This is a genomic window from Enterobacter sp. SM3 (assembly GCF_009811935.2).
Taxonomy (GTDB): Bacteria; Pseudomonadota; Gammaproteobacteria; order Enterobacterales; family Enterobacteriaceae; genus Enterobacter; species Enterobacter asburiae_D.
The window spans coordinates 3,597,594-3,619,927 of the sequence record NZ_CP099971.1; the positions used below are offsets into that span (position 1 = coordinate 3,597,594).

Below are 22,334 nucleotides of genomic sequence, written 5' to 3' on the forward strand. Positions count from 1 at the left end.
TTTTCAGTGCGAAAACGCAGCATTCTACACTACATCCTCGCTACCTGGAAATGCACTTAGAGACAGGTATAGCGTGAAGAAAGGACGTTTTCTGTTTTAGGGTGTAAAAAATGATAAAGCCCTATGGATCACCGGGCCTCAGAAGAGAGCGTTTCAACACGAAGCTGGTCTGGCGCAAGCCCAACGCTGAGAATGACAGGCTGCCACTCCTCGCGCGCGGCGAGCGTCGGAGAGAGACCTTTGGCAAGCCAGAATCCCCCTATGCCACCCAATGCGGCACCGCACATGGCGGCCACATCGGTACCAAACAGCATCTGAAACAGGCCGCCCATGATAAACAGCCCGACCAGCGGAGAGAGATACACCAGCATGGCGGAACTGAGCAGACTGCCTTCCGCGATACCCAGCTCTACCTTTTGCCCCGCCATCAGCGGCTGTTCGCTTGGCACAGAAATCGTGTGCGATGTTTGCGGCCCGAGCTTATTCAGCACGCGGCTACCGCAGCCGGCGCGGGATGCGCAGCTATTACATGAGGCTTTTACATCGCAGCTCACCAGCGCGATGCCGTTCTGCCATGAGACAACCGTCGCCCACTCTTTGATCATTGTGCGGCCCTGAATTTAATGCTGTCGGAGATGCGCTTCGCCGTTTGCGGAGGAAGTTCTCCCACAATGGTGATCTCTGCGTTATCGCGGACCGTTGTACTCACCGTACGGCGCCCGGTACGCAGCATTTGTTCGGCGCTGTTTGCCGTTGCGCGATTGATATTCACCGAGAAGCTGAACAAGCCGTCGGAATAGAGGCGCGATTCCACCGGCGTTTCAATCGTTGGCAGCTGACGACGGCTGCTGGACACTTCGCTAAACCCTTGCGGGATCCAGGCAGGTACCCAGTTGAACTTAACGGAATCCCCGGCAGGAACAGAAAGCAGCGGCGGCAGGCTGGCCTTCGCCAGGTTCTGCATGCTGTTACCAACCTGATTGTTCACGCTGAAGGAGATAACCCGGAACTGTTCCAGCGTTTCGCCGTCACGATCGAGGAGGTCAACACGCATGGGGAGTTTGGTTTCGGCGTCAATCCAGACGATATAGCTGTAGCGTGTTCCGTCCCGGGCAACAACGCGAATCACCTCGCACAGTCTGTCCGCGATGCGGGTACGCCCTACCGAAATAAAATCGTAGTAAGGGGCAAGCCGTTTGAAGTCGGTGTAAATGAGTGACGGCAGAGAATCAACGATATAGTCGCCATTCAACGTGAAAGGTTCCAGGCCTGGCTCGAAATAGCTGATTTCGTTGCCACGCTGGACAACTTCCCGACGCGGACCATCCATCTGTAGAAGCTGGGCGAGCGGCTGGTTATCAAGACGGGCATGACGATAGCGTAACGACTCCACGCCCTGCTTATTGATGCTGATAAATGCCAACTCGTAATTGAGTGACTGGCTAGCCAGATTCATTTGCTGCAACAACGCCCCGGATGATACATCAGCCGAGGCGTTGGCAGAGAAGAACAGGCTACCCGCCATCAGAGACATGGCGAACCAAAGTTGCTTCATTACTGCGATTGCGTTCCTAAAGTTTGGTTTCCGGGCACCTGCACAGCAGCTTGCTGTGTCTGGGCCTGCTCAAACTGAAGCTGTTCAGAGTGCAGACGACGCTGCAACTCGTAATCCTGCAACATCGCATTAATGCGACGGCGCTGCTCCTGAACCTGCTGCTGCTGACCGCCGCTGGCGGAAGCATCAGCCGGTACGCCCAGGCTCACCGGGCTGGCTTTGCCCATCATCGGCAGTGTGTTAAACACTGGCGCTTCTGGCTGCTGATTAGTTTCAGACTGAGTATTATAGTGCTGGACGCCAACAATAACTGCAAGCGATACGCATGCAGCCACACCCATTTGGGTAAGCTGGCTGGCCCACGGACGCACCTTTTGCCAGAACGGCATTTTCTGCCACTGGTGAGGCGCAGGTTGAGCTTCAGGAATCAGCGGAGTGGTCTGATGGACAGGCTCATTCTCAATCGCCGCCATGACGCGGGCTGAGATATCGAAATGGAGAACCTCGCCGGTGTCACCGCGAAGGGTGTCACGGATGAGATGGTAACTCTCCCAGGTCTCTTGCATTTCGGGTGAATGAGACAGCTCGTTGAGCAGCTCACTATCCACCGTTTCACCATCCATTAAAGCGGAAAGTTTTTCTTTCTGCATGCCTAATACCTTTTCCAGTATCCCGCTATCGTCAACGCCTGATAAGCGGTTGAACTTTATTATCAATAGCTTCTCGCGCACGGAAAATTCGTGAACGTACCGTGCCGACCGGACAATCCATGATAGCGGCTATCTCTTCATAGCTCAGACCATCCAGCTCCCGTAACGTAATTGCCATGCGTAAATCTTCCGGGAGCGACTCGATCGTGCGAAAAACGATTTGTCTCAGTTCTTCTGACAACATTAAGTTCTCAGGGTTCGAAATTTCTTTCAATGCGCCGCCACTTTCGAAGTTTTCGGCGTCGATTGCGTCCACATCACTTGAAGGCGGACGACGGCCCTGAGCGACCAGATAATTCTTTGCCGTATTGACCGCAATACGGTACAGCCAGGTATAAAAAGCACTATCTCCCCGGAAAGAATCCAGCGCGCGATAGGCCTTAATAAAAGACTCTTGCACCACATCAGGCACATCGCCTGACGGTACATAGCGGGAAACCAGGCTCGCCACCTTATGCTGGTAGCGCACCACCAGTAAGTTAAAGGCTTTCTGATCTCCCTTCTGGACCCGTTCAACCAGGACCTGGTCCGTTAACTGCTCGCTCATCCGAGGTAATGTCTCCCCAAACCTAAATTCCACGCGTTATCGAAACGCCACTCTAAAATACCGCACTTTGAGCAAGCACCGAATTAGAGTGTCTGATCTTCAATAAGTTCCGTAACGCCTTTGTTTTTGTTCATCGCGCCGCAGACCGTTCATTTTCTCTCATTATAAGTCTGTTCACGATACGCACCACTTTCTGACAAGAAACATCTTTTTCCCGCCAGAAGAGTAACGCAACACAGGCTTTATTTCACCACAAAATCTGACGCTAACGATCTGCTTCGCAAAATAATTTCACTCATTTACCCTCCGTTTACCTCCGCTTACGCGTTTAGCCATTGCAACAGCCTCTAAAAAAAACGTGCGATAAATCGCATTCGAGTGCTATTCTGACCCAACACTGTTTAGTAAATTAAACAACAATCATGAACACAACACCTGAACTCCATTGTGATGTACTGATCATCGGCAGCGGCGCTGCCGGTCTCTCTCTGGCGCTGCGCCTGGCCGAGCATCAAAACGTTATCGTTCTGAGTAAAGGACCGATAAGTGAAGGTTCCACGTTTTATGCCCAGGGCGGCATTGCCGCCGTGTTTGATGAAACAGACAGCATTGCATCCCATGTCGACGATACGCTGATTGCCGGGGCCGGGATCGTGGATGCGCACGCCGCAGAGTTTGTCGCCAGCAACGCCCGCCACTGCGTTCAGTGGCTCATCGACCAGGGCGTCTTATTCGATACTCAGGTTCAACCCAACGGTGAAGAGAGCTACCACCTGACACGCGAAGGCGGCCATAGCCACCGCCGCATCCTGCACGCAGCGGATGCCACCGGCAAAGAAGTGGAAACCACGCTGGTCGGTAAAGCGCTGAGCCATCCTAATATTCGGGTTCTAGAGCGAAGCAACGCCGTTGACCTGATCATTTCCGACAAGATTGGCCTGCCCGGCACGCGTCGCGTGGTGGGCGCCTGGGTCTGGAACCGTAATAAAGAGAAGGTGGAAACCTGCCAGGCGAAGGCTGTGGTACTGGCGACGGGCGGCGCCTCCAAGGTGTATCAGTACACCACGAACCCGGACATTGCCTCCGGAGACGGTATCGCGATGGCCTGGCGCGCTGGCTGCCGGGTGGCGAACCTCGAGTTTAATCAGTTTCACCCAACCGCCCTGTTCCACCCTCAGGCGCGCAACTTCCTCCTGACGGAAGCCCTGCGCGGTGAAGGCGCTTATCTGAAACGCCCTGACGGCTCCCGCTTTATGCCCGACTTTGACGCACGGGGCGAACTGGCCCCGCGCGATATCGTTGCCCGCGCCATCGATCATGAAATGAAACGTCTTGGCGTGGACTGCATGTATCTTGATATCAGCCATAAGCCAGCAGAGTTCATTCGCCAGCATTTCCCGATGATTTACGAAAAGCTGCTCAATCTTGGCATTGATTTAACGCGCGATCCGGTACCCATTGTGCCAGCGGCCCACTATACCTGCGGTGGCGTGATGGTTGACGATCATGGACGTACCGATGTGGACGGTCTGTATGCTATCGGTGAGGTGAGCTATACCGGACTTCACGGCGCGAACCGTATGGCCTCTAACTCGCTGCTTGAATGTCTGGTGTACGGCTGGTCAGCAGCGGAAGACATCACCAAGCGCATGCCTTATGCCCGCGAGACAGAGCACCTGCCAGCCTGGGATGAAAGCCGGGTGGATAACCCGGACGAGCTGGTCGTGATCCAGCACAACTGGCATGAGCTAAGGCTATTTATGTGGGACTACGTGGGGATTGTGCGCACCACGAAACGTCTGGAACGCGCCTTGCGCCGCATCACCATGCTGCAGCAGGAAATTGATGAGTATTATGCCAATTTCCGCGTATCCAATAACCTGCTGGAGCTGCGCAATCTGGTGCAGGTGGCCGAACTGATTGTTCGCTGCGCGATGATGCGGAAAGAGAGCCGCGGGCTGCATTATACCCTGGACTACCCGGATCAGCTTGCTGAGTCCGGCCCGTCGATACTCGCCCCGCAGGTTTACATAAACAGGTAAAACGCCTGGGTCAGAGCAGTGTAATCTTCGGAATAACGCTGGTCTGGCCCACGGATCACCATTCGGTCATTAAAGCATTCACCCTCTTTTGGCGAGAGCGCCAGCAGCACGCGGTGCGGCAGCCGTCCTTCCGTATCCGAAATGTCGGTACGCAGACGTAACGTCCAGCCGATCTCCTGCGCGATACCGATGAACGTGTTGCCGGTACTCTCAGGCAGGACCACACAGAAAAAACCTTCTTCGGAGATGAGTTCTGCCGCACTGGTGAGCAGCGCTTTATGATCGAGGGAGCCGGTATAACGCGCCTGTTCACGCTCGGGTGTGCCGCACTCAACGCCGGGCTCGTAGTAGGGAGGGTTGCTGACGATCAGATCGTAACGCGCGGTTTGTTCAGGCGCCCAGGCGAGCACATCTGCGCATTCCACCTTCATTCGAGCTGCCCAGGGAGATTCGGCCATATTGTCACTCGCCTGCTCTGCGGCCTGCGCATCCAGTTCGACGGCATCAATGGTGACATGTTCTTCCGTACGCTGCGCCAGCATCAACGCTACCAGCCCGCTGCCGGTACCGATATCAAGAATACGCTTAACACCTGCGACAGGCGCCCACGCTCCCAGTAAAATACCGTCTGTACCGACTTTCATGGCACAGCGATCGTGGGCGACAAAAAATTGTTTGAACGTAAAACCATCGCGGCGCAGCTGCGCTTTGAGTTGAGACATGTCAGGGCAACCTTCTAAGTGAAACTGGAGTAGCATAGGGGAAAGCGAAGTGGCCGAAAAGCGATATCCATACAAACAGATGAAGATTACAGCCGTAACGTCTATAATCAGCGCCCCACACAGAGGTAGAACATGACTGTAACGACTTTTTCCGAACTTGAACTCGATGAAAGCCTGCTCAATGCACTTGAGAGCAAAGGCTTTACACGCCCGACCGCCATTCAGGCAGCGGCCATTCCGCCTGCGCTTGAGGGCCGCGATGTGCTCGGTTCTGCGCCAACCGGCACGGGGAAGACAGCAGCCTATTTGCTGCCTGTGTTGCAGCATCTGCTCGACTTCCCACGCAAAAAATCTGGCCCGCCGCGTATTTTAATCCTGACGCCTACGCGCGAACTGGCAATGCAGGTTGCCGATCACGCGCGTGAACTCGCGGCAAATACTCATCTGGATATCGCCACCATCACCGGCGGCGTTGCGTATATGAACCACGCCGAAGTGTTCAGCGAAAACCAGGACATCGTCGTTGCGACGACGGGACGCCTGCTGCAGTACATTAAAGAAGAGAACTTCGACTGCCGCGCGGTTGAAACACTGATCCTCGACGAAGCCGACCGCATGCTGGACATGGGCTTCGCACAGGATATCGAGCACATTGCCGGGGAAACGCGCTGGCGTAACCAGACGATGCTGTTCTCTGCCACCCTCGAAGGGGAAGCGATCAAAGACTTCGCAGAGCGCCTGCTGGAAGATCCGGTGGAAGTCTCGGCGACGCCGTCCACCCGTGAGCGTAAGAAGATCCACCAGTGGTACTACCGCGCGGACAACCTCGAGCACAAGGTCGAATTGCTGAAACACCTGCTGAAGCAGGAAGATGCTCTGCGCACCATCGTGTTTGTGCGTAAGCGCGAGCGCGTGCACGAGCTGGCTGAAATGCTGCGTAACGCCGGGATCAACAACTGCTATCTTGAAGGCGAGATGGCGCAGATCAAGCGTACCGAAGGCATCAAGCGCCTGACCGACGGCCGCGTTAACGTGCTGGTTGCAACTGACGTTGCCGCACGTGGGATCGACATCCCGGACGTCAGCCACGTCATTAACTTCGATATGCCGCGCAGCGGAGATACCTACCTGCACCGTATTGGCCGTACCGGCCGCGCGGGCCGCAAAGGGATTGCGATTTCACTGGTCGAAGCGCATGACTACCTGCTGCTGCAGAAAATTGGCCGCTATGTTGATGAGCCGCTGAAAGCGCGCGTTATTGACGAACTCCGCCCGACCACGCGCGCGCCGAGTGAAAAGATGACGGGTAAACCGTCCAAGAAAGCGCTCGCGAAACGTGCTGAGAGAAAAGAGAAAGAAAAAGAGAAACCGCGCGTGAAGCAGCGCCACCGCGATACCAAAAATATTGGTAAGCGCCGTAAGCCAAGCTCTGCCGCACCAGAGACGAAAACTGAAGAGTAAAAAAAGCCGGGGATTTCCCCGGCTTTTTTATTCCCCCCTGCTGAAGCCGTTACAGGCTTTCAGTAAAGGTACGGGCGATAACGTCGCGCTGCTGTTCTGGAGTCAGTGAGTTAAAGCGAACCGCATAGCCGGACACGCGGATAGTCAGCTGTGGGTATTTTTCAGGGTGCTCAACCGCGTCCATCAGCGTTTCGCGGCGCAGTACGTTTACGTTCAGGTGCTGACCGCCTTCCACGCGCACTTCCGGTTTCACTTCCATTGGAATTTCACGGTACTCGATTTCGCCCAGTTTGCTCACCGGCACGATTTCATCTTCAGCAAAACCCGCTTTCGCAACGACACAGCGCGCTTCGTTTTTCTCGCTGTCCAGCAGCCAGAAAGAGTTGAGCAGATCGTCATTTGCAGCTTTAGTAATCTGGATACCTGTAATCATGTGTTGCCTCCCTAGGCTACATTAACTGATGTCGGCCTCTCGCGGCCAATTGGTAAAACCATTGTTTCTTGTGTGTATATATATCATTCACACCTCGGTGATTTATTGATTTAAATCAACAAAAACACCAACCACATAAAGAGTGTGGTTTGAATTTATTGTTTTAGATCAATTTCACAACCTTACCAATTCAACTTGCCCTGCATCTTTTCAAAATAAATTTAGCCACTTAGCGCACATTTCAGCGTGTAATTTTGCTCACCGGGGTTAAACAGGTAAGCTAGTCACAGATTGAGATTCGCAGGAGAGCGAGATGACAACACCTTTAACCTGGCATGACGTGCTGGCAGAAGAAAAGCAGCAGCCTTATTTTATCAATACGCTCAGCACCGTTGCCGCCGAGCGTCAGTCCGGACAGACGATTTACCCGCCGCAGAAAGATGTGTTCAACGCCTTTCGCTACACCGAACTGAGCGATGTGAAAGTGGTCATTCTTGGCCAGGATCCCTATCACGGCCCTGGGCAGGCGCATGGGCTGGCGTTTTCCGTCCGTCCGGGCGTGGCTATCCCCCCTTCTCTGCTCAACATGTATAAAGAGCTTGAGGGAACCGTGCCCGGTTTTACCCGGCCAAACCACGGCTACCTGGAAAGCTGGGCGCGCCAGGGCGTGCTGTTACTGAATACGGTGCTTACCGTACGGGCGGGCCAGGCGCACTCGCACGCCAGCCTTGGGTGGGAAACCTTTACCGATAAAGTCATCAGCCTTATCAACGAGCATCGTGAAGGGGTGGTGTTTTTACTCTGGGGTTCTCACGCGCAGAAGAAAGGGGCGATTATCGATCGTCAGCGTCATCACGTGTTGAAAGCACCGCATCCGTCACCGCTGTCTGCTCATCGCGGTTTCTTTGGCAGTAATCATTTTGTTCTGGCGAATGAATGGCTGGAAAAACGTGGCGAAACGCCGATTGACTGGATGCCTGTATTACCGGCAGAGAGCGAGTAGGATTTGAATGTGCCGGGTCAGGCCCGGCACATTAAGAGGCTTATGCCTTGTTCTGACGCCACCACTCGGCCAGCAGCACGCCGGTCGCAACGGATACGTTCAGACTTTCCACATTACCTGTCCCGTCGATAGAGACGCTCAGATCCGCACTGGAGAGCGCCGCGTCAGACAGACCATCACGTTCCTGACCTAATACCAGCACCATTTTACGCGGCAGCGTCGCTTTAAACAGCGGCGTACCGGCATGGCTCGAGGTAGTCACGATGGAATAGCCCGCTTTACGGAACTGCTCAAGGGCATCCAGAACGCTTTCGCCGGTGATCGGCTGTACGTGCTCGGCTCCGCCTTCCGCAGTACGGATCGCGGCGCCGGACTCCAACAGCGCGGCATCCTGCAACAGCACGCCTTTCACGCCAAAGTGCGCGCAGCTGCGCATCATTGCGCCCAGGTTGTGTGGGTTACCCACGTCTTCCAGCGCCAGCACGCAGTCATCGGCATCCGCCTGGCTGACCCACTGCTGCACGGTTGTGCCGTTACGTTTTTTGATCAGGAAGCAGACGCCGCCGTGGTGTTCAGTACCGGAGGCTTTGGTCAGCTCGGCATCATCCACGACGTGGTAGGCTTTACGGTTCGCGGCCATCCAGCGCAGCGCTTCTTTAAAGCGAGGAGTCACGCTCTGGATAAACCAGGCGCGGACGATACACTCAGGACGGCTCTGGAACAGCGCCTGGCAGGCGTTTTCGCCATACACGCGGGTCTCTTCCGCACGCTGACGGCGCAGCACTTCCGGGTCGATGAAGCTTTTACCGCTGATACCGCCGTGATCGGCTTTTTCCGGCGTCTCATCGCCAGGGGCGCGAGAAACGGTGCGCCACGGGGAGGCGTTATCGCGTGAGAAGTCATCACGCGGACGATCGTCGCGTGGACGGTCACTGCGTGGGCGGTCGGAACGCGGACGATCATCGCGTTTGCGATCGTCACGTTTGCGGTCATCACCGCGGTTATTTTTGTCATCGCGGGCGGGGCGACGGCCACCGTCTGCACGAGAAGACGCCGGACGCCCGCCACCTTTTCCGGTACGCGGATTTTGGGTGCGTTTATCAGAGTCATCATCACTGCGGACATACATCACTTTGACCTTGCCGCTTTTGTTTTTCATTTCGTCGTTCATGCTTTTCTCCACCAGCGCTGCGCGAAGCGCGCAGATTACCCGATGTGCCAGCGCATAGCCATAATTTCGTACAAAAGCCTGTGACTATTGTTCTCATTGAATAAAACGCATTGTTGTTTCAAACAGGCTCATTGATAATATGTAACATATTAGAAACATTATCGGCGTTCTGCCGCTGTCCCACGGCTCTATCAGAGGTTAGTTATGAATACCGTATGTGCCAACTGTCAGGCTCTTAATCGCATTCCGGACGATCGGATGGAAGATGGTGCGAAATGCGGACGTTGTGGCCATGAATTATTTGATGGCGATGTCATTAACGCGACGGGTGCTACGCTGGACAAACTCCTCAAGGACGATCTTCCTGTTGTGATCGATTTCTGGGCGCCATGGTGCGGCCCATGCCGTAGCTTCGCGCCGATCTTCGAAGATGTGGCCGAAGAGCGCAGCGGAAAAATGCGGTTCGTGAAGGTCAATACCGAAGCCGAACCCGAACTGAGCGCACGTTTTCGTATTCGCAGCATCCCGACCATTATGATTTTCAAAAATGGCGAAGTGATCGATATGCTCAACGGCGCGGTTCCAAAAGCGCCTTTTGAAAGCTGGTTAAACGAGTCGCTGTAACATTCACGGGGCACACCTTGTGCCCCGCTCCCGCCTCTGCGAAAATAGTGTTTTTCCTGCATTTCGCCCATGACTGATAACGCTGTCCTTAAATTACGCGCCGAACGCCTTGCGCGCGCCACCCGACCGTTCCTCGCCCGAGGCAACCGTATTCGCCGCTGTCAGCGCTGCCTGCTGCCGCTGAAGGTTTGTCTGTGCGAGACGCTGGCTCCGAGTACGGCGGAGAGCCGTTTTTGTCTGGTCATGTTCGATACCGAGCCGATGAAACCCAGCAATACGGGGCGTCTTATCGCCGATATTCTGCCGAATACGGCCGCGTTTCAGTGGTCCCGTACGGAGCCACCTCAAGCCCTGCTCGATTTAGTGGCAAGCAAGGACTATCAGCCGATGGTCGTTTTCCCCGCCTCATATGCAGGCGTGGATCGCCAGGTGCTTTCAGTGCCGCCATCCGGTAAACCACCGCTGTTTATTATGCTGGACGGCACCTGGACCGAAGCGCGGAAAATGTTTCGCAAAAGCCCCTATCTCGACGCGCTGCCGGTGATTTCTGTCGATCTTTCCCGCGTATCCGCCTACCGCCTGCGTGAAGCGCATGCTGACGGGCAGTACTGCACCGCCGAAGTAGCCATTGCGCTTCTGGATTTAGCGGGAGATACCGCTGCTGCAGGGGCTCTTGGCGACCATTTCTCATGCTTCCGGGAGCGCTATCTGGCGGGAAAAACCGTTCATAAGGGCAGCGTCACAGCACTCGAGCCAGAAAGCGTTTAAAATCATCAGGTCGCTTGCATTCACAGGAGGCCTGCATGAGCCAGCGAGGGTTAGAAGCGCTACTTCGTCCTAAATCCATTGCCGTCATCGGCGCATCAATGAAACCGGATCGTGCTGGCTATCTGATGATGCGCAACCTGCTGGCCGGGGGTTTTAATGGCCCCGTCATGCCCGTCACGCCGGCTTATAAGGCCGTACAAGGGGTGCTTGCATGGCCTGACGTACAAAGCCTGCCATTCGTGCCGGATCTTGCCGTACTCTGTACAAACGCGAAGCGTAACCTGGAACTGCTGGAATCACTCGGCAAGAAGGGGTGTAAAACCTGCATTATTCTCTCGTCTCCCCCTGAACAGAAAGGCGAGCTGTTGGCCTGCGCCAGCCGCTATCAAATGCGAATTCTTGGGCCAAACAGTCTGGGCCTGCTCGCCCCCTGGCAGGGGCTGAATGCCAGTTTCTCCCCGGTTCCAATCCGCAAAGGCAAACTCGCGTTTATCTCGCAGTCTGCTGCGGTATCGAACACCATCCTCGACTGGGCGCAGCAGCGTGAAATGGGATTCTCCTACTTCATTGCCCTGGGCGACAGCCTGGATATCGATGTTGATGAACTGCTGGATTTTCTGGCGCGCGACGGCAAAACCAGTGCGATCCTGCTTTATCTTGAGCACCTCAGCGACGCGCGTCGTTTTGTCTCGGCTTCTCGAAGCGCTTCGCGCAACAAGCCGATCCTGGTGATCAAAAGCGGACGAAGCCCTGCGGCACAGCGTTTGCTGCATTCGCATTCCGGCATGGATCCCGCATGGGACGCCGCCATCCAGCGCGCGGGGTTGCTGCGGGTGCAGGATACGCACGAGCTTTTTTCCGCCGTTGAGACGTTAAGCCATATGCGCCCGTTGCGCGGTGAGAAATTAATGATTGTCAGTAACGGTGCAGCCCCTGCCGCGCTCGCGCTGGATGAGCTTTGGCGGCGCTTCGGCAAGCTGGCAACGCTGAGTGAAGAGACGCTGCAGCGCCTGAAAGAAGCGCTTCCGACCAGCGTGACGCCCGGCAATCCGCTTGATTTGCGCGATGACGCCAGCAGCGACCGCTATATCAGGGCGATTTCCATATTGCTGGATAGTCAGGATTTTGATGCGCTGATGATTATCCACTCCCCCAGCGCGGTCGCGCCGGGCAGCGAAAGCGCGCGCGCGCTCATTGACGCCGTGCACAACCATCCACGAGGCAAATATGTCACCCTGCTCACCAACTGGTGCGGTGAATTTTCCTCTCAGGAGGCGCGGCGCTTGTTCAGCGAGGCCGGGCTGCCAACCTACCGTACGCCGGAAGGCACTATCACCGCGTTCATGCATATGGTGGAATATCGCCGCAACCAGAAACAGCTGCGTGAGACGCCGGCTTTGCCCGGGAATCTGACGGCGAACACCGTCGACGTTCACCGGCTGTTGCAGCAGGCCATTGAAGAAGGCGCGACGTCGCTTGATACGCATGAGGTCCAGCCCATTCTGGGCAGCTACGGGATGCAAACCCTGCCGACCTGGATCGCCAGCGACAGCGCTGAGGCCGTGCATATTGCCGAGCAAATTGGCTATCCGGTGGCCCTGAAGCTGCGCTCCCCGGATATCCCGCATAAATCTGATGTTCAGGGTGTTATGTTATACCTGCGTACGGCGACTGAGGTGCAGCAGGCAGCTGATGCCATTTTCGACCGGGTCAAAATGGCCTGGCCGCAGGCAAGGATCCACGGATTGCTGGTGCAAAGCATGGCCAACCGCGCTGGGGCTCAGGAATTACGGGTTGTGGTCGAATACGACCCCGTCTTTGGCCCGCTCATCATGCTAGGGGAAGGTGGCGTTGAGTGGCGTCCGGAAGAGCAGGCCGTGGTCGCTTTACCGCCGCTGAACATGAACCTGGCGCGTTATCTGATCATCCAGGCGATTAAAAGTAAAAAGATCCGTGGCCGGAGCGCACTGCGTCCGCTTGATATTGCCGGGTTAAGCCAGTTCCTGGTGCAGGTGTCTAATCTGATTGTGGATTGTGCCGAGATCCAGCGGCTGGACATTCATCCGCTGCTCGCCTCCGGCAACGAGTTCACGGCGCTGGACGTGACCCTGGATATCGCACCCTTCGAAGGAGACAGAGAGAGCCGTCTGGCAATCCGCCCGTATCCCCTGCAGCTGGAGGAGTGGGTTGAGATGAAGAATGGGGAACGCGCCTTGTTCCGCCCTATTCTGCCAGAAGATGAGCCCCAGCTGCGGGCCTTTATCTCTCAGGTCACGAAAGAGGATCTTTATTATCGCTATTTTAGCGAAATCAACGAATTTACCCACGATGATTTAGCCAATATGACCCAGATCGACTACGATCGAGAAATGGCGTTTGTTGCCGTTCGTCGCTCCGATAAGGGGGATGAGATCCTCGGCGTCACGCGTGCTATTTCTGACCCGGATAACGTCGATGCGGAGTTTGCGGTGCTGGTGCGCTCCGATCTTAAAGGCCTGGGCCTGGGAAGACGGCTGCTGGAAAAACTCATCAGTTATACGCGAGATCACGGATTGTTACGCCTCAATGGCATTACTATGCCTAACAATCGCGGTATGGTGACCCTGGCGCGAAAACTTGGGTTTGACGTTGATATTCAGCTGGACGAAGGTATTGTGGCCTTGTCCCTCGGTCTGACATCAGCAGACAAACGCGAGTAAGCTACTGGAAATGTTACCCACTTTGGACGGGACTGGTGGTATCATTGTCCGCTTATGTTGTTTGCATGGTACAGACAACCCTTCAATGAACAGAGAAGAAACGCACTGTGATGTTGTCAAAATTTAAGCGTAATAAACATCAACAACACCTTGCTCAACTACCGAAGATTTCTCAGTCAGTTGATGATGTAGAGTTCTTTTACGCTCCCGCTCATTTTCGGGAGACGCTTCTGGAAAAGATTGCCAGCGCCACGCGACGCATTTGCATTGTGGCGCTGTATCTTGAACAGGATGAAGGCGGGCGCGCGATCCTGAACGCGCTCTATGAAGCCAAACGTCAGCGACCGGAACTTGATGTTCGCGTGCTGGTCGACTGGCATCGCGCTCAGCGTGGCCGTATTGGCGCTGCTGCGTCAAACACCAATGCCGACTGGTATTGCCGCACGGCGCAGGAAAATCCTGGCGTCGATGTGCCTGTTTATGGCGTCCCGGTTAATACCCGTGAAGCGCTCGGCGTTCTCCATTTCAAGGGCTTCATCATTGATGACAGGGTGCTTTACAGCGGCGCAAGTCTGAATGATGTTTACCTTCATCAGCTCGATAAATATCGCTACGACCGCTACCATCTGATCCGTAATCCGCAGATGGCCGATATCATGTTCAACTGGGTTGATAAAAATCTAGTCCATGGCCGTGGTGTTAATCGCCTTGACGATCCCGAGCGTCCTAAAAGCCCGGAAATCAAAAACGATGTTCGCGCCTTCCGCCAGGAGCTGCGTGATGCGGTCTATCATTTCCAGGGCGATGCGAACAACGAAGAGTTGTCCGTTACCCCGCTGGTAGGGCTCGGCAAATCAAGCCTGCTGAACAAAACGATCTTCCATCTGATGCCGTGCGCGGAGCAGAAACTCACCATCTGTACGCCGTACTTCAACCTTCCTGCCGTGCTGGTGCGTAATATCATTCAGCTGCTGCGCGACGGTAAAAAAGTGGAAATTATCGTTGGTGATAAAACCGCAAACGACTTCTTCATTCCTGAAGATCAGCCGTTCAAAATCATCGGTGCGCTGCCTTATCTCTATGAGATTAACCTGCGCCGTTTCCTGAGCCGTTTACAGTATTACGTAAACACTGACCAGCTGGTTGTGCGTCTCTGGAAAGACGAAGACAACACCTACCATCTGAAAGGAATGTGGGTCGACGATGAGTGGATGCTGCTGACCGGTAACAACCTGAACCCACGCGCGTGGCGACTGGATCTGGAAAACGCTATCCTGATCCATGACCCGCAGCATGAGTTAGCCGCAAAACGTGAGCGTGAGCTGGAGCTGATTCGCACACATACCACTGTGGTTAATCATTACCGCGAACTGCAGAGCATTGCCGATTATCCGGTGAAAGTCCGCAAGCTTATCCGCCGCTTACGTCGTATCCGTATCGACCGACTTATCAGCCGTATTCTGTAATGTTCAGGCCCTGCCATCCGCAGGGCTTTTTTATAGGGCCCGTTGATGCGTATTCCTCTGTTACTAAGCGTCTTCTTTCTGAGCGGCTGTAGCCATATGGCCAACGATAACTGGTCCGGACAGGATAAAGCACAGCATTTCCTCGCTTCTGCGATGTTGTCCGCAGCCGGTAATGAATATGCGCAGCATCAGGGATACAGTCGTGATCGTAGCGCGGCGATAGGGTTGATGTTCTCAGTGGGTCTTGGGGCATCAAAAGAACTGTGGGATAGCCGCCCCGCAGGGAGCGGCTGGAGCTGGAAAGATTTCGCCTGGGATGTCGCCGGCGCAACGACCGGCTATGCCGTGTGGCAGATGGCGCGCTATTAAAGTCGAATGCCTTTCCCTTTGCGATGCAGCATCAGGGAAACAATAAAGGCCAGTGCGCCCATTATCGTTACGTACCAGAAGAATGTCGTTTCACTTCCCCATGATTTAAGCGACAACGCAACGTACTCCGCCGATCCGCCAAATAGCGCATTAGCAACCGCATAAGAGAGCCCTACCCCTAAAGCACGGACCTGCGCCGGGAACATTTCAGCTTTCAGTATCCCGCTGATAGAGGTATAGAAACTGACAATCACCATCGCCAGCATCACCAGCGCAAAGGCGGCATACGGAGAAGTCACATGCTGAAGGGCAGACAGAATAGGTACGGTACATAACGCCGACAGCCCGCCAAAAATCAGCATCGACGTACGTCGACCGATTTTATCCGAGAGTGCACCGATAATGGGCTGTATGAGCATAAAGACAAACAGCGCCACGGTCATGACTACGCTGGCGACGTTAGCGTGCATGCCGGTAGTGTTCACCAGGTACTTCTGCATATAGGTGGTGAACGTGTAGAAACTAAGAGAACCGCCCGCAGTAAAGCCCAGCACCATAAGGAAAGCTTTGCGGTTACGCCATAATCCTTTGAATGTTCCCGCCTCTTTCAGCGTTCTGACTTCCTTCTGAGAGGTTTCATCTAACTGACGGCGCAGCCAAAGTGCGACAACTGCCAGTACAGCGCCCATCGCGAAGGGGATTCGCCAACCCCAGGCGTGAAGTTGTGCGTCCGTCAGAATCTGCTGCAGGATCACCACCACAAGGATGGCCAGCAGTTGACCACCAATCAGCGTGACGTACTGGAATGAGGCGTAAAAACCTTTACGGCCTTCCAGTGCAATCTCACTCATGTAGGTCGCACTGGTACCATATTCACCGCCCACCGATAATCCCTGGAATAAGCGAGCCAGTAAAAGTAGCGCCGGTGCCCATGTACCAATCGATTCATATCCCGGTAAACAGGCGATCACCAGAGAGCCAAAGCACATCATACACACCGAGATCAGCATAGAAGCCTTACGCCCGCGACGATCCGCAATGCGGCCAAACAGCCAGCCCCCGATGGGTCGCATCAAGAATCCTGCGGCAAATACCCCTGCCGTTTGAAGCAGCTGCGTTGTGGTGTTGCCGGAGGGGAAGAAGATATGTGCGAAGTAGAGTGAACAGAATGAGTAGACGTAAAAGTCGAACCATTCAACCAGATTCCCTGAAGAGGCGCTGACGATTGCCCATACCCTTCTTCGGGTATCACTGTTGTCCAGCGTCCCGTTTGATGTAATGCTTTCGGTCATTGTGATTATGCTCCTGCCATAAACAGCGGCGTATTGAGTCAGGAGACTCAATTACCTCGTAAATGAAATGTTATAATTTTGTTATAAACAACATTGAGACAGAGATCACACATTCCATTAGCAGGATAAGGGATTAAGAGAAAGGCCAGAGAGGGAAAGCACAAAGCAAAAAACCCCGCACCTTCCGGTACGGGGTTCTTCTAATTGATGCCTGGCAGTTCCCTACTCTCACATGGGGAGACCCCACACTACCATCGGCGCTACGGCGTTTCACTTCTGAGTTCGGCATGGGGTCAGGTGGGACCACCGCGCTAAAGCCGCCAGGCAAATTCTGTTAATCTGTATCAAAGCTGAAATTTGACTGTCTGTCTCTCTTCGCCGAAACAGCTTCGGCGTTGTAAGGTTAAGCCTCACGGTTCATTAGTATCGGTTAGCTCAACGCATCGCTGCGCTTACACACCCGACCTATCAACGTCGTAGTCTTCAACGTTCCTTCAGGACTCTCAAGGAGTCAGGGAGAACTCATCTCGGGGCAAGTTTCGTGCTTAGATGCTTTCAGCACTTATCTTTTCCGCATTTAGCTACCGGGCAATGCCATTGGCATGACAACCCGAACACCAGTGATGCGTCCACTCCGGTCCTCTCGTACTAGGAGCAGCCCCCCTCAATTCTCCAGCGCCCACGGCAGATAGGGACCGAACTGTCTCACGACGTTCTAAACCCAGCTCGCGTACCACTTTAAATGGCGAACAGCCATACCCTTGGGACCTACTTCAGCCCCAGGATGTGATGAGCCGACATCGAGGTGCCAAACACCGCCGTCGATATGAACTCTTGGGCGGTATCAGCCTGTTATCCCCGGAGTACCTTTTATCCGTTGAGCGATGGCCCTTCCATTCAGAACCACCGGATCACTATGACCTGCTTTCGCACCTGCTCGAGCCGTCACTCTCGCAGTCAAGCTAGCTTATGCCATTGCACTAACCTCCTGATGTCCGACCAGGATTAGCTAACCTTCGTGCTCCTCCGTTACTCTTTGGGAGGAGACCGCCCCAGTCAAACTACCCACCAGACACTGTCCGCAACCCGGATTACGGGTCTACGTTAGAACACCAGCCATTAAAGGGTGGTATTTCAAGGGCGGCTCCACGCAGACTGGCGTCCACGCTTCAAAGCCTCCCACCTATCCTACACATCAAGGACCAGTGTTCAGTGTCAAGCTATAGTAAAGGTTCACGGGGTCTTTCCGTCTTGCCGCGGGTACACTGCATCTTCACAGCGAGTTCAATTTCACTGAGTCTCGGGTGGAGACAGCCTGGCCATCATTACGCCATTCGTGCAGGTCGGAACTTACCCGACAAGGAATTTCGCTACCTTAGGACCGTTATAGTTACGGCCGCCGTTTACCGGGGCTTCGATCAAGAGCTTCGCGTTACCGCTAACCCCATCAATTAACCTTCCGGCACCGGGCAGGCGTCACACCGTATACGTCCACTTTCGTGTTTGCACAGTGCTGTGTTTTTAATAAACAGTTGCAGCCAGCTGGTATCTTCGACTGATTTCAGCTCCACCCGCAGGGGCTTCACCTACATATCAGCGTGCCTTCTCCCGAAGTTACGGCACCATTTTGCCTAGTTCCTTCACCCGAGTTCTCTCAAGCGCCTTGGTATTCTCTACCTGACCACCTGTGTCGGTTTGGGGTACGATTTGATGTTACCTGATGCTTAGAGGCTTTTCCTGGAAGCAGGGCATTTGTTACTTCAGCACCGTAGTGCCTCGTCATCACACCTCAGCGTTAATAAACGACCGGATTTACCTAATCGTTCCGCCTACATGCTTAAACCGGGACAACCGTCGCCCGGCTAACATAGCCTTCTCCGTCCCCCCTTCGCAGTAACACCAAGTACAGGAATATTAACCTGTTTCCCATCGACTACGCCTTTCGGCCTCGCCTTAGGGGTCGACTCACCCTGCCCCGATTAACGTTGGACAGGAACCCTTGGTCTTCCGGCGTGCGGGCTTTTCACCCGCATTATCGTTACTTATGTCAGCATTCGCACTTCTGATACCTCCAGCATGCCTCACAGCACACCTTCAACGGCTTACAGAACGCTCCCCTACCCAACAACACATAGTGTCGCTGCCGCAGCTTCGGTGCATGGTTTAGCCCCGTTACATCTTCCGCGCAGGCCGACTCGACCAGTGAGCTATTACGCTTTCTTTAAATGATGGCTGCTTCTAAGCCAACATCCTGGCTGTCTGTGCCTTCCCACATCGTTTCCCACTTAACCATGACTTTGGGACCTTAGCTGGCGGTCTGGGTTGTTTCCCTCTTCACGACGGACGTTAGCACCCGCCGTGTGTCTCCCGTGATAACATTCTTCGGTATTCGTAGTTTGCATCGGGTTGGTAAGCCGGGATGGCCCCCTAGCCGAAACAGTGCTCTACCCCCGAAGATGAGTTCACGAGGCGCTACCTAAATAGCTTTCGGGGAGAACCAGCTATCTCCCGGTTTGATTGGCCTTTCACCCCCAGCCACAAGTCATCCGCTAATTTTTCAACATTAGTCGGTTCGGTCCTCCAGTTAGTGTTACCCAACCTTCAACCTGCCCATGGCTAGATCACCGGGTTTCGGGTCTATACCCTGCAACTTAACGCCCAGTTAAGACTCGGTTTCCCTTCGGCTCCCCTATACGGTTAACCTTGCTACAGAATATAAGTCGCTGACCCATTATACAAAAGGTACGCAGTCACACCACGAAGGTGCTCCCACTGCTTGTACGTACACGGTTTCAGGTTCTTTTTCACTCCCCTCGCCGGGGTTCTTTTCGCCTTTCCCTCACGGTACTGGTTCACTATCGGTCAGTCAGGAGTATTTAGCCTTGGAGGATGGTCCCCCCATATTCAGACAGGATACCACGTGTCCCGCCCTACTCTTCGAGTTCACAGCCTGTGTGCTTTCGTGTACGGGGCTGTCACCCTGTATCGCCGGACTTTCCAGACCGTTCCACTAACACACAAGCTGATTCAGACTCTGGGCTGCTCCCCGTTCGCTCGCCGCTACTGGGGGAATCTCGGTTGATTTCTTTTCCTCGGGGTACTTAGATGTTTCAGTTCCCCCGGTTCGCCTCGTTAACCTATGTATTCAGTTAACGATAGTGTGTCGGAACACACTGGGTTTCCCCATTCGGACATCGCCGGGTCAAAGGTTCATATCACCTCGCCGGCGCTTTTCGCAGATTAGCACGTCCTTCATCGCCTCTGACTGCCAGGGCATCCACCGTGTACGCTTAGTCGCTTAACCTCACAACCCGAAGATGTTTCTTTCGATTCATCATCAAATTGCGAAAATTTGAGAGACTCGAACACACCATTAAAGATGTGTCGTTTCAATTTTCAGCTTGATCCAGATTTTTAAAGAGCAAATATCTCAAACGTCACCCGAAGATGAGTTTTGAGATATTAAGGCAGGTGACTTTCACTCACGAACCAGCAAGTGGCGTCCCCTAGGGGATTCGAACCCCTGTTACCGCCGTGAAAGGGCGGTGTCCTGGGCCTCTAGACGAAGGGGACACTGAAGTCTCAATCGCAAGACGCCTTGCTATTTACTTTTCATCAGACAATCTGTGTGAGCACTACAAAGGCAGGTTCTTTAAGGTAAGGAGGTGATCCAACCGCAGGTTCCCCTACGGTTACCTTGTTACGACTTCACCCCAGTCATGAATCACAAAGTGGTAAGCGCCCTCCCGAAGGTTAAGCTACCTACTTCTTTTGCAACCCACTCCCATGGTGTGACGGGCGGTGTGTACAAGGCCCGGGAACGTATTCACCGTAGCATTCTGATCTACGATTACTAGCGATTCCGACTTCATGGAGTCGAGTTGCAGACTCCAATCCGGACTACGACGCACTTTATGAGGTCCGCTTGCTCTCGCGAGGTCGCTTCTCTTTGTATGCGCCATTGTAGCACGTGTGTAGCCCTACTCGTAAGGGCCATGATGACTTGACGTCATCCCCACCTTCCTCCAGTTTATCACTGGCAGTCTCCTTTGAGTTCCCGGCCGAACCGCTGGCAACAAAGGATAAGGGTTGCGCTCGTTGCGGGACTTAACCCAACATTTCACAACACGAGCTGACGACAGCCATGCAGCACCTGTCTCAGAGTTCCCGAAGGCACCAATCCATCTCTGGAAAGTTCTCTGGATGTCAAGAGTAGGTAAGGTTCTTCGCGTTGCATCGAATTAAACCACATGCTCCACCGCTTGTGCGGGCCCCCGTCAATTCATTTGAGTTTTAACCTTGCGGCCGTACTCCCCAGGCGGTCGACTTAACGCGTTAGCTCCGGAAGCCACGCCTCAAGGGCACAACCTCCAAGTCGACATCGTTTACGGCGTGGACTACCAGGGTATCTAATCCTGTTTGCTCCCCACGCTTTCGCACCTGAGCGTCAGTCTTTGTCCAGGGGGCCGCCTTCGCCACCGGTATTCCTCCAGATCTCTACGCATTTCACCGCTACACCTGGAATTCTACCCCCCTCTACAAGACTCTAGCCTGCCAGTTTCGAATGCAGTTCCCAGGTTGAGCCCGGGGATTTCACATCCGACTTGACAGACCGCCTGCGTGCGCTTTACGCCCAGTAATTCCGATTAACGCTTGCACCCTCCGTATTACCGCGGCTGCTGGCACGGAGTTAGCCGGTGCTTCTTCTGCGGGTAACGTCAATTGCTGAGGTTATTAACCTCAACACCTTCCTCCCCGCTGAAAGTACTTTACAACCCGAAGGCCTTCTTCATACACGCGGCATGGCTGCATCAGGCTTGCGCCCATTGTGCAATATTCCCCACTGCTGCCTCCCGTAGGAGTCTGGACCGTGTCTCAGTTCCAGTGTGGCTGGTCATCCTCTCAGACCAGCTAGGGATCGTCGCCTAGGTGAGCCGTTACCCCACCTACTAGCTAATCCCATCTGGGCACATCTGATGGCAAGAGGCCCGAAGGTCCCCCTCTTTGGTCTTGCGACGTTATGCGGTATTAGCTACCGTTTCCAGTAGTTATCCCCCTCCATCAGGCAGTTTCCCAGACATTACTCACCCGTCCGCCGCTCGTCACCCGGAGAGCAAGCTCCCCTGTGCTACCGCTCGACTTGCATGTGTTAGGCCTGCCGCCAGCGTTCAATCTGAGCCATGATCAAACTCTTCAATTTAAGTTTGATGCTCGTGAATTAAACTTCGTAATGAATTACGTATGTTCACTCAGAGACTTGGTATTCATTTATTGTCCGAAGACATTAAGAATCCATGTCACTTTGAGTGCCCACACAGATTGTCTGATAAATTGTTAAAGAGCAGTGCAACGCGGCTTTCGCTCACCGTTGCGAGGTGGCGTATATTACGCTTTCCTCTTTCAGAGTCAAGCGTTTATTTTCGCTTTTCTCTGTTGACCCGGCGGCGTGTGTGCCGTTGTTCCGTGTCAGTG

At 54.2% G+C, this 22,334-nt stretch carries 17 protein-coding genes, 1 tRNA gene and 3 rRNA genes; 8 read left to right on the forward strand and 13 right to left on the reverse strand.

Annotation, left to right across the window (positions count from 1 at the left end; translation table 11 throughout):
- Window positions 1–128: 128 nt before the first annotated feature.
- Genes rseC through rseD form a run of 5 tightly spaced genes read right to left on the reverse strand, consistent with a single transcriptional unit; the run spans window position 129 to window position 2,871 of the window.
- Window positions 129–605 carry a SoxR-reducing system protein RseC gene (gene rseC / locus GVO84_RS16785; RefSeq protein WP_121425088.1) on the reverse strand — a complete coding sequence of 159 codons (477 nt, stop codon included), beginning with the start codon at window positions 603–605 and terminating at the stop codon, window positions 129–131.
- Window positions 602–1,555: a sigma-E factor regulatory protein RseB gene (rseB, locus tag GVO84_RS16790; protein ID WP_121425087.1), complete on the reverse strand. Its 954-nt coding sequence runs from the start codon at window positions 1,553–1,555 to the stop codon at window positions 602–604. The genes rseC and rseB overlap by 4 nt, the downstream gene beginning before the upstream one ends.
- Complete coding sequence (gene rseA, locus GVO84_RS16795) at window positions 1,555–2,205, reverse strand: anti-sigma-E factor RseA (RefSeq protein WP_008502186.1); 651 nt, start codon at window positions 2,203–2,205, stop codon at window positions 1,555–1,557. Before rseA ends, rseB begins: the two co-directional genes overlap by 1 nt.
- A 31-nt stretch (window positions 2,206–2,236) precedes the next feature.
- Window positions 2,237–2,812, reverse strand: a complete 576-nt coding sequence (rpoE, locus tag GVO84_RS16800) for an RNA polymerase sigma factor RpoE (RefSeq protein WP_006176728.1) — start codon at window positions 2,810–2,812, stop codon at window positions 2,237–2,239.
- Window positions 2,809–2,871, reverse strand: a complete 63-nt coding sequence (gene rseD, locus GVO84_RS16805) for a rpoE leader peptide RseD (RefSeq protein ID WP_229255512.1) — start codon at window positions 2,869–2,871, stop codon at window positions 2,809–2,811. The genes rpoE and rseD overlap by 4 nt, the downstream gene beginning before the upstream one ends.
- 363 nt (window positions 2,872–3,234) lie before the next feature.
- Here rseD and nadB point away from each other — a divergent pair, with 363 nt between their 5' ends.
- A complete protein-coding gene (gene nadB, locus GVO84_RS16810; RefSeq protein WP_159514708.1) occupies window positions 3,235–4,854 on the forward strand; it encodes an L-aspartate oxidase in 1,620 nt (539 codons plus the stop codon).
- Here nadB and trmN read toward each other — a convergent pair.
- Entirely contained in the window at window positions 4,839–5,576 is a 738-nt protein-coding gene (gene trmN / locus GVO84_RS16815; RefSeq protein WP_023344703.1) for a tRNA(1)(Val) (adenine(37)-N(6))-methyltransferase TrmN, read from the reverse strand. The two genes, nadB and trmN, sit on opposite strands and share 16 nt — an antisense overlap.
- A gap of 132 nt (window positions 5,577–5,708) precedes the next feature.
- On the opposite strand from trmN, the gene srmB reads away from it, so the two are divergent.
- On the forward strand, window positions 5,709–7,037 hold the full coding sequence (srmB, locus tag GVO84_RS16820; protein ID WP_023308854.1) for an ATP-dependent RNA helicase SrmB: 1,329 nt from the start codon (window positions 5,709–5,711) through the stop codon (window positions 7,035–7,037).
- A 49-nt stretch (window positions 7,038–7,086) separates the two neighbouring features.
- Here the strand turns inward: srmB and grcA are convergent, their stop codons facing one another.
- A complete protein-coding gene (grcA, locus tag GVO84_RS16825; protein WP_008502190.1) occupies window positions 7,087–7,470 on the reverse strand; it encodes an autonomous glycyl radical cofactor GrcA in 384 nt (127 codons plus the stop codon).
- Between the two features lie 313 nt (window positions 7,471–7,783).
- Here grcA and ung point away from each other — a divergent pair, with 313 nt between their 5' ends.
- Window positions 7,784–8,473, forward strand: coding sequence for a uracil-DNA glycosylase (ung, locus tag GVO84_RS16830; RefSeq protein WP_023333064.1), 690 nt, complete (start codon window positions 7,784–7,786; stop codon window positions 8,471–8,473).
- Window positions 8,474–8,513: 40 nt separating this feature from the next.
- Here the strand turns inward: ung and GVO84_RS16835 are convergent, their stop codons facing one another.
- Complete coding sequence (locus GVO84_RS16835; RefSeq protein WP_159514709.1) at window positions 8,514–9,644, reverse strand: tRNA/rRNA methyltransferase; 1,131 nt, start codon at window positions 9,642–9,644, stop codon at window positions 8,514–8,516.
- Window positions 9,645–9,848: 204 nt separating this feature from the next.
- Between GVO84_RS16835 and trxC the strand changes: the two genes are divergently transcribed.
- The 5 genes from trxC (at window position 9,849) to GVO84_RS16860 (ending at window position 15,570) form a co-directional block, all read left to right on the forward strand.
- Window positions 9,849–10,268, forward strand: a complete 420-nt coding sequence (gene trxC, locus GVO84_RS16840) for a thioredoxin TrxC (protein WP_023308858.1) — start codon at window positions 9,849–9,851, stop codon at window positions 10,266–10,268.
- 69 nt (window positions 10,269–10,337) lie between these two features.
- A complete protein-coding gene (locus tag GVO84_RS16845) occupies window positions 10,338–11,036 on the forward strand; it encodes a tRNA-uridine aminocarboxypropyltransferase (RefSeq protein WP_159514710.1) in 699 nt (232 codons plus the stop codon).
- Between the two features lie 35 nt (window positions 11,037–11,071).
- Window positions 11,072–13,735 (forward strand): bifunctional acetate--CoA ligase family protein/GNAT family N-acetyltransferase, encoded by a 2,664-nt coding sequence (locus GVO84_RS16850; RefSeq protein ID WP_159514711.1) that lies wholly within the window; start codon window positions 11,072–11,074, stop codon window positions 13,733–13,735.
- 110 nt (window positions 13,736–13,845) lie between these two features.
- Window positions 13,846–15,201, forward strand: coding sequence for a CDP-diacylglycerol--serine O-phosphatidyltransferase (gene pssA, locus GVO84_RS16855; RefSeq protein ID WP_159515659.1), 1,356 nt, complete (start codon window positions 13,846–13,848; stop codon window positions 15,199–15,201).
- Window positions 15,202–15,246: 45 nt separating this feature from the next.
- The gene (locus GVO84_RS16860) at window positions 15,247–15,570 is read left to right on the forward strand and encodes a YfiM family lipoprotein (RefSeq protein WP_024908611.1); all 324 of its coding nucleotides are present in this window, start codon (window positions 15,247–15,249) and stop codon (window positions 15,568–15,570) included.
- Here GVO84_RS16860 and GVO84_RS16865 read toward each other — a convergent pair.
- The 5 genes from GVO84_RS16865 to GVO84_RS16885 form a co-directional block, all read right to left on the reverse strand.
- Complete coding sequence (locus GVO84_RS16865; RefSeq protein WP_159514712.1) at window positions 15,567–16,862, reverse strand: MFS transporter; 1,296 nt, start codon at window positions 16,860–16,862, stop codon at window positions 15,567–15,569. The two genes, GVO84_RS16860 and GVO84_RS16865, sit on opposite strands and share 4 nt — an antisense overlap.
- 209 nt (window positions 16,863–17,071) lie before the next feature.
- Window positions 17,072–17,187: ribosomal RNA gene (gene rrf, locus GVO84_RS16870) — 5S ribosomal RNA — on the reverse strand.
- 74 nt (window positions 17,188–17,261) lie between these two features.
- Window positions 17,262–20,166, reverse strand: a 23S ribosomal RNA gene (locus GVO84_RS16875).
- Between the two features lie 193 nt (window positions 20,167–20,359).
- Window positions 20,360–20,435, reverse strand: a tRNA-Glu gene (locus GVO84_RS16880).
- Window positions 20,436–20,520: 85 nt separating this feature from the next.
- Window positions 20,521–22,062, reverse strand: a 16S ribosomal RNA gene (locus GVO84_RS16885).
- Together the 16S, 23S and 5S rRNA genes with 1 tRNA gene alongside form the textbook arrangement of a ribosomal RNA operon.
- Window positions 22,063–22,334: the final 272 nt, after the last annotated feature.

Bases quoted from the DNA above. Each gene is read 5' to 3' on its own strand.
- rseC (WP_121425088.1), bottom strand. From the start codon at position 605: ATGATCAAAGAGTGGGCGACGGTTGTCTCATGGCAGAACGGCATCGCG.
- rseB (WP_121425087.1), bottom strand. From the start codon at position 1,555: ATGAAGCAACTTTGGTTCGCCATGTCTCTGATGGCGGGTAGCCTGTTC.
- rseA (WP_008502186.1), bottom strand. From the start codon at position 2,205: ATGCAGAAAGAAAAACTTTCCGCTTTAATGGATGGTGAAACGGTGGAT.
- rpoE (WP_006176728.1), bottom strand. From the start codon at position 2,812: ATGAGCGAGCAGTTAACGGACCAGGTCCTGGTTGAACGGGTCCAGAAG.
- nadB (WP_159514708.1), top strand. From the start codon at position 3,235: ATGAACACAACACCTGAACTCCATTGTGATGTACTGATCATCGGCAGC.
- trmN (WP_023344703.1), bottom strand. From the start codon at position 5,576: ATGTCTCAACTCAAAGCGCAGCTGCGCCGCGATGGTTTTACGTTCAAA.
- srmB (WP_023308854.1), top strand. From the start codon at position 5,709: ATGACTGTAACGACTTTTTCCGAACTTGAACTCGATGAAAGCCTGCTC.
- grcA (WP_008502190.1), bottom strand. From the start codon at position 7,470: ATGATTACAGGTATCCAGATTACTAAAGCTGCAAATGACGATCTGCTC.
- ung (WP_023333064.1), top strand. From the start codon at position 7,784: ATGACAACACCTTTAACCTGGCATGACGTGCTGGCAGAAGAAAAGCAG.
- GVO84_RS16835 (WP_159514709.1), bottom strand. From the start codon at position 9,644: ATGAACGACGAAATGAAAAACAAAAGCGGCAAGGTCAAAGTGATGTAT.
- trxC (WP_023308858.1), top strand. From the start codon at position 9,849: ATGAATACCGTATGTGCCAACTGTCAGGCTCTTAATCGCATTCCGGAC.
- GVO84_RS16845 (WP_159514710.1), top strand. From the start codon at position 10,338: ATGACTGATAACGCTGTCCTTAAATTACGCGCCGAACGCCTTGCGCGC.
- GVO84_RS16850 (WP_159514711.1), top strand. From the start codon at position 11,072: ATGAGCCAGCGAGGGTTAGAAGCGCTACTTCGTCCTAAATCCATTGCC.
- pssA (WP_159515659.1), top strand. From the start codon at position 13,846: ATGTTGTCAAAATTTAAGCGTAATAAACATCAACAACACCTTGCTCAA.
- GVO84_RS16860 (WP_024908611.1), top strand. From the start codon at position 15,247: ATGCGTATTCCTCTGTTACTAAGCGTCTTCTTTCTGAGCGGCTGTAGC.
- GVO84_RS16865 (WP_159514712.1), bottom strand. From the start codon at position 16,862: ATGACCGAAAGCATTACATCAAACGGGACGCTGGACAACAGTGATACC.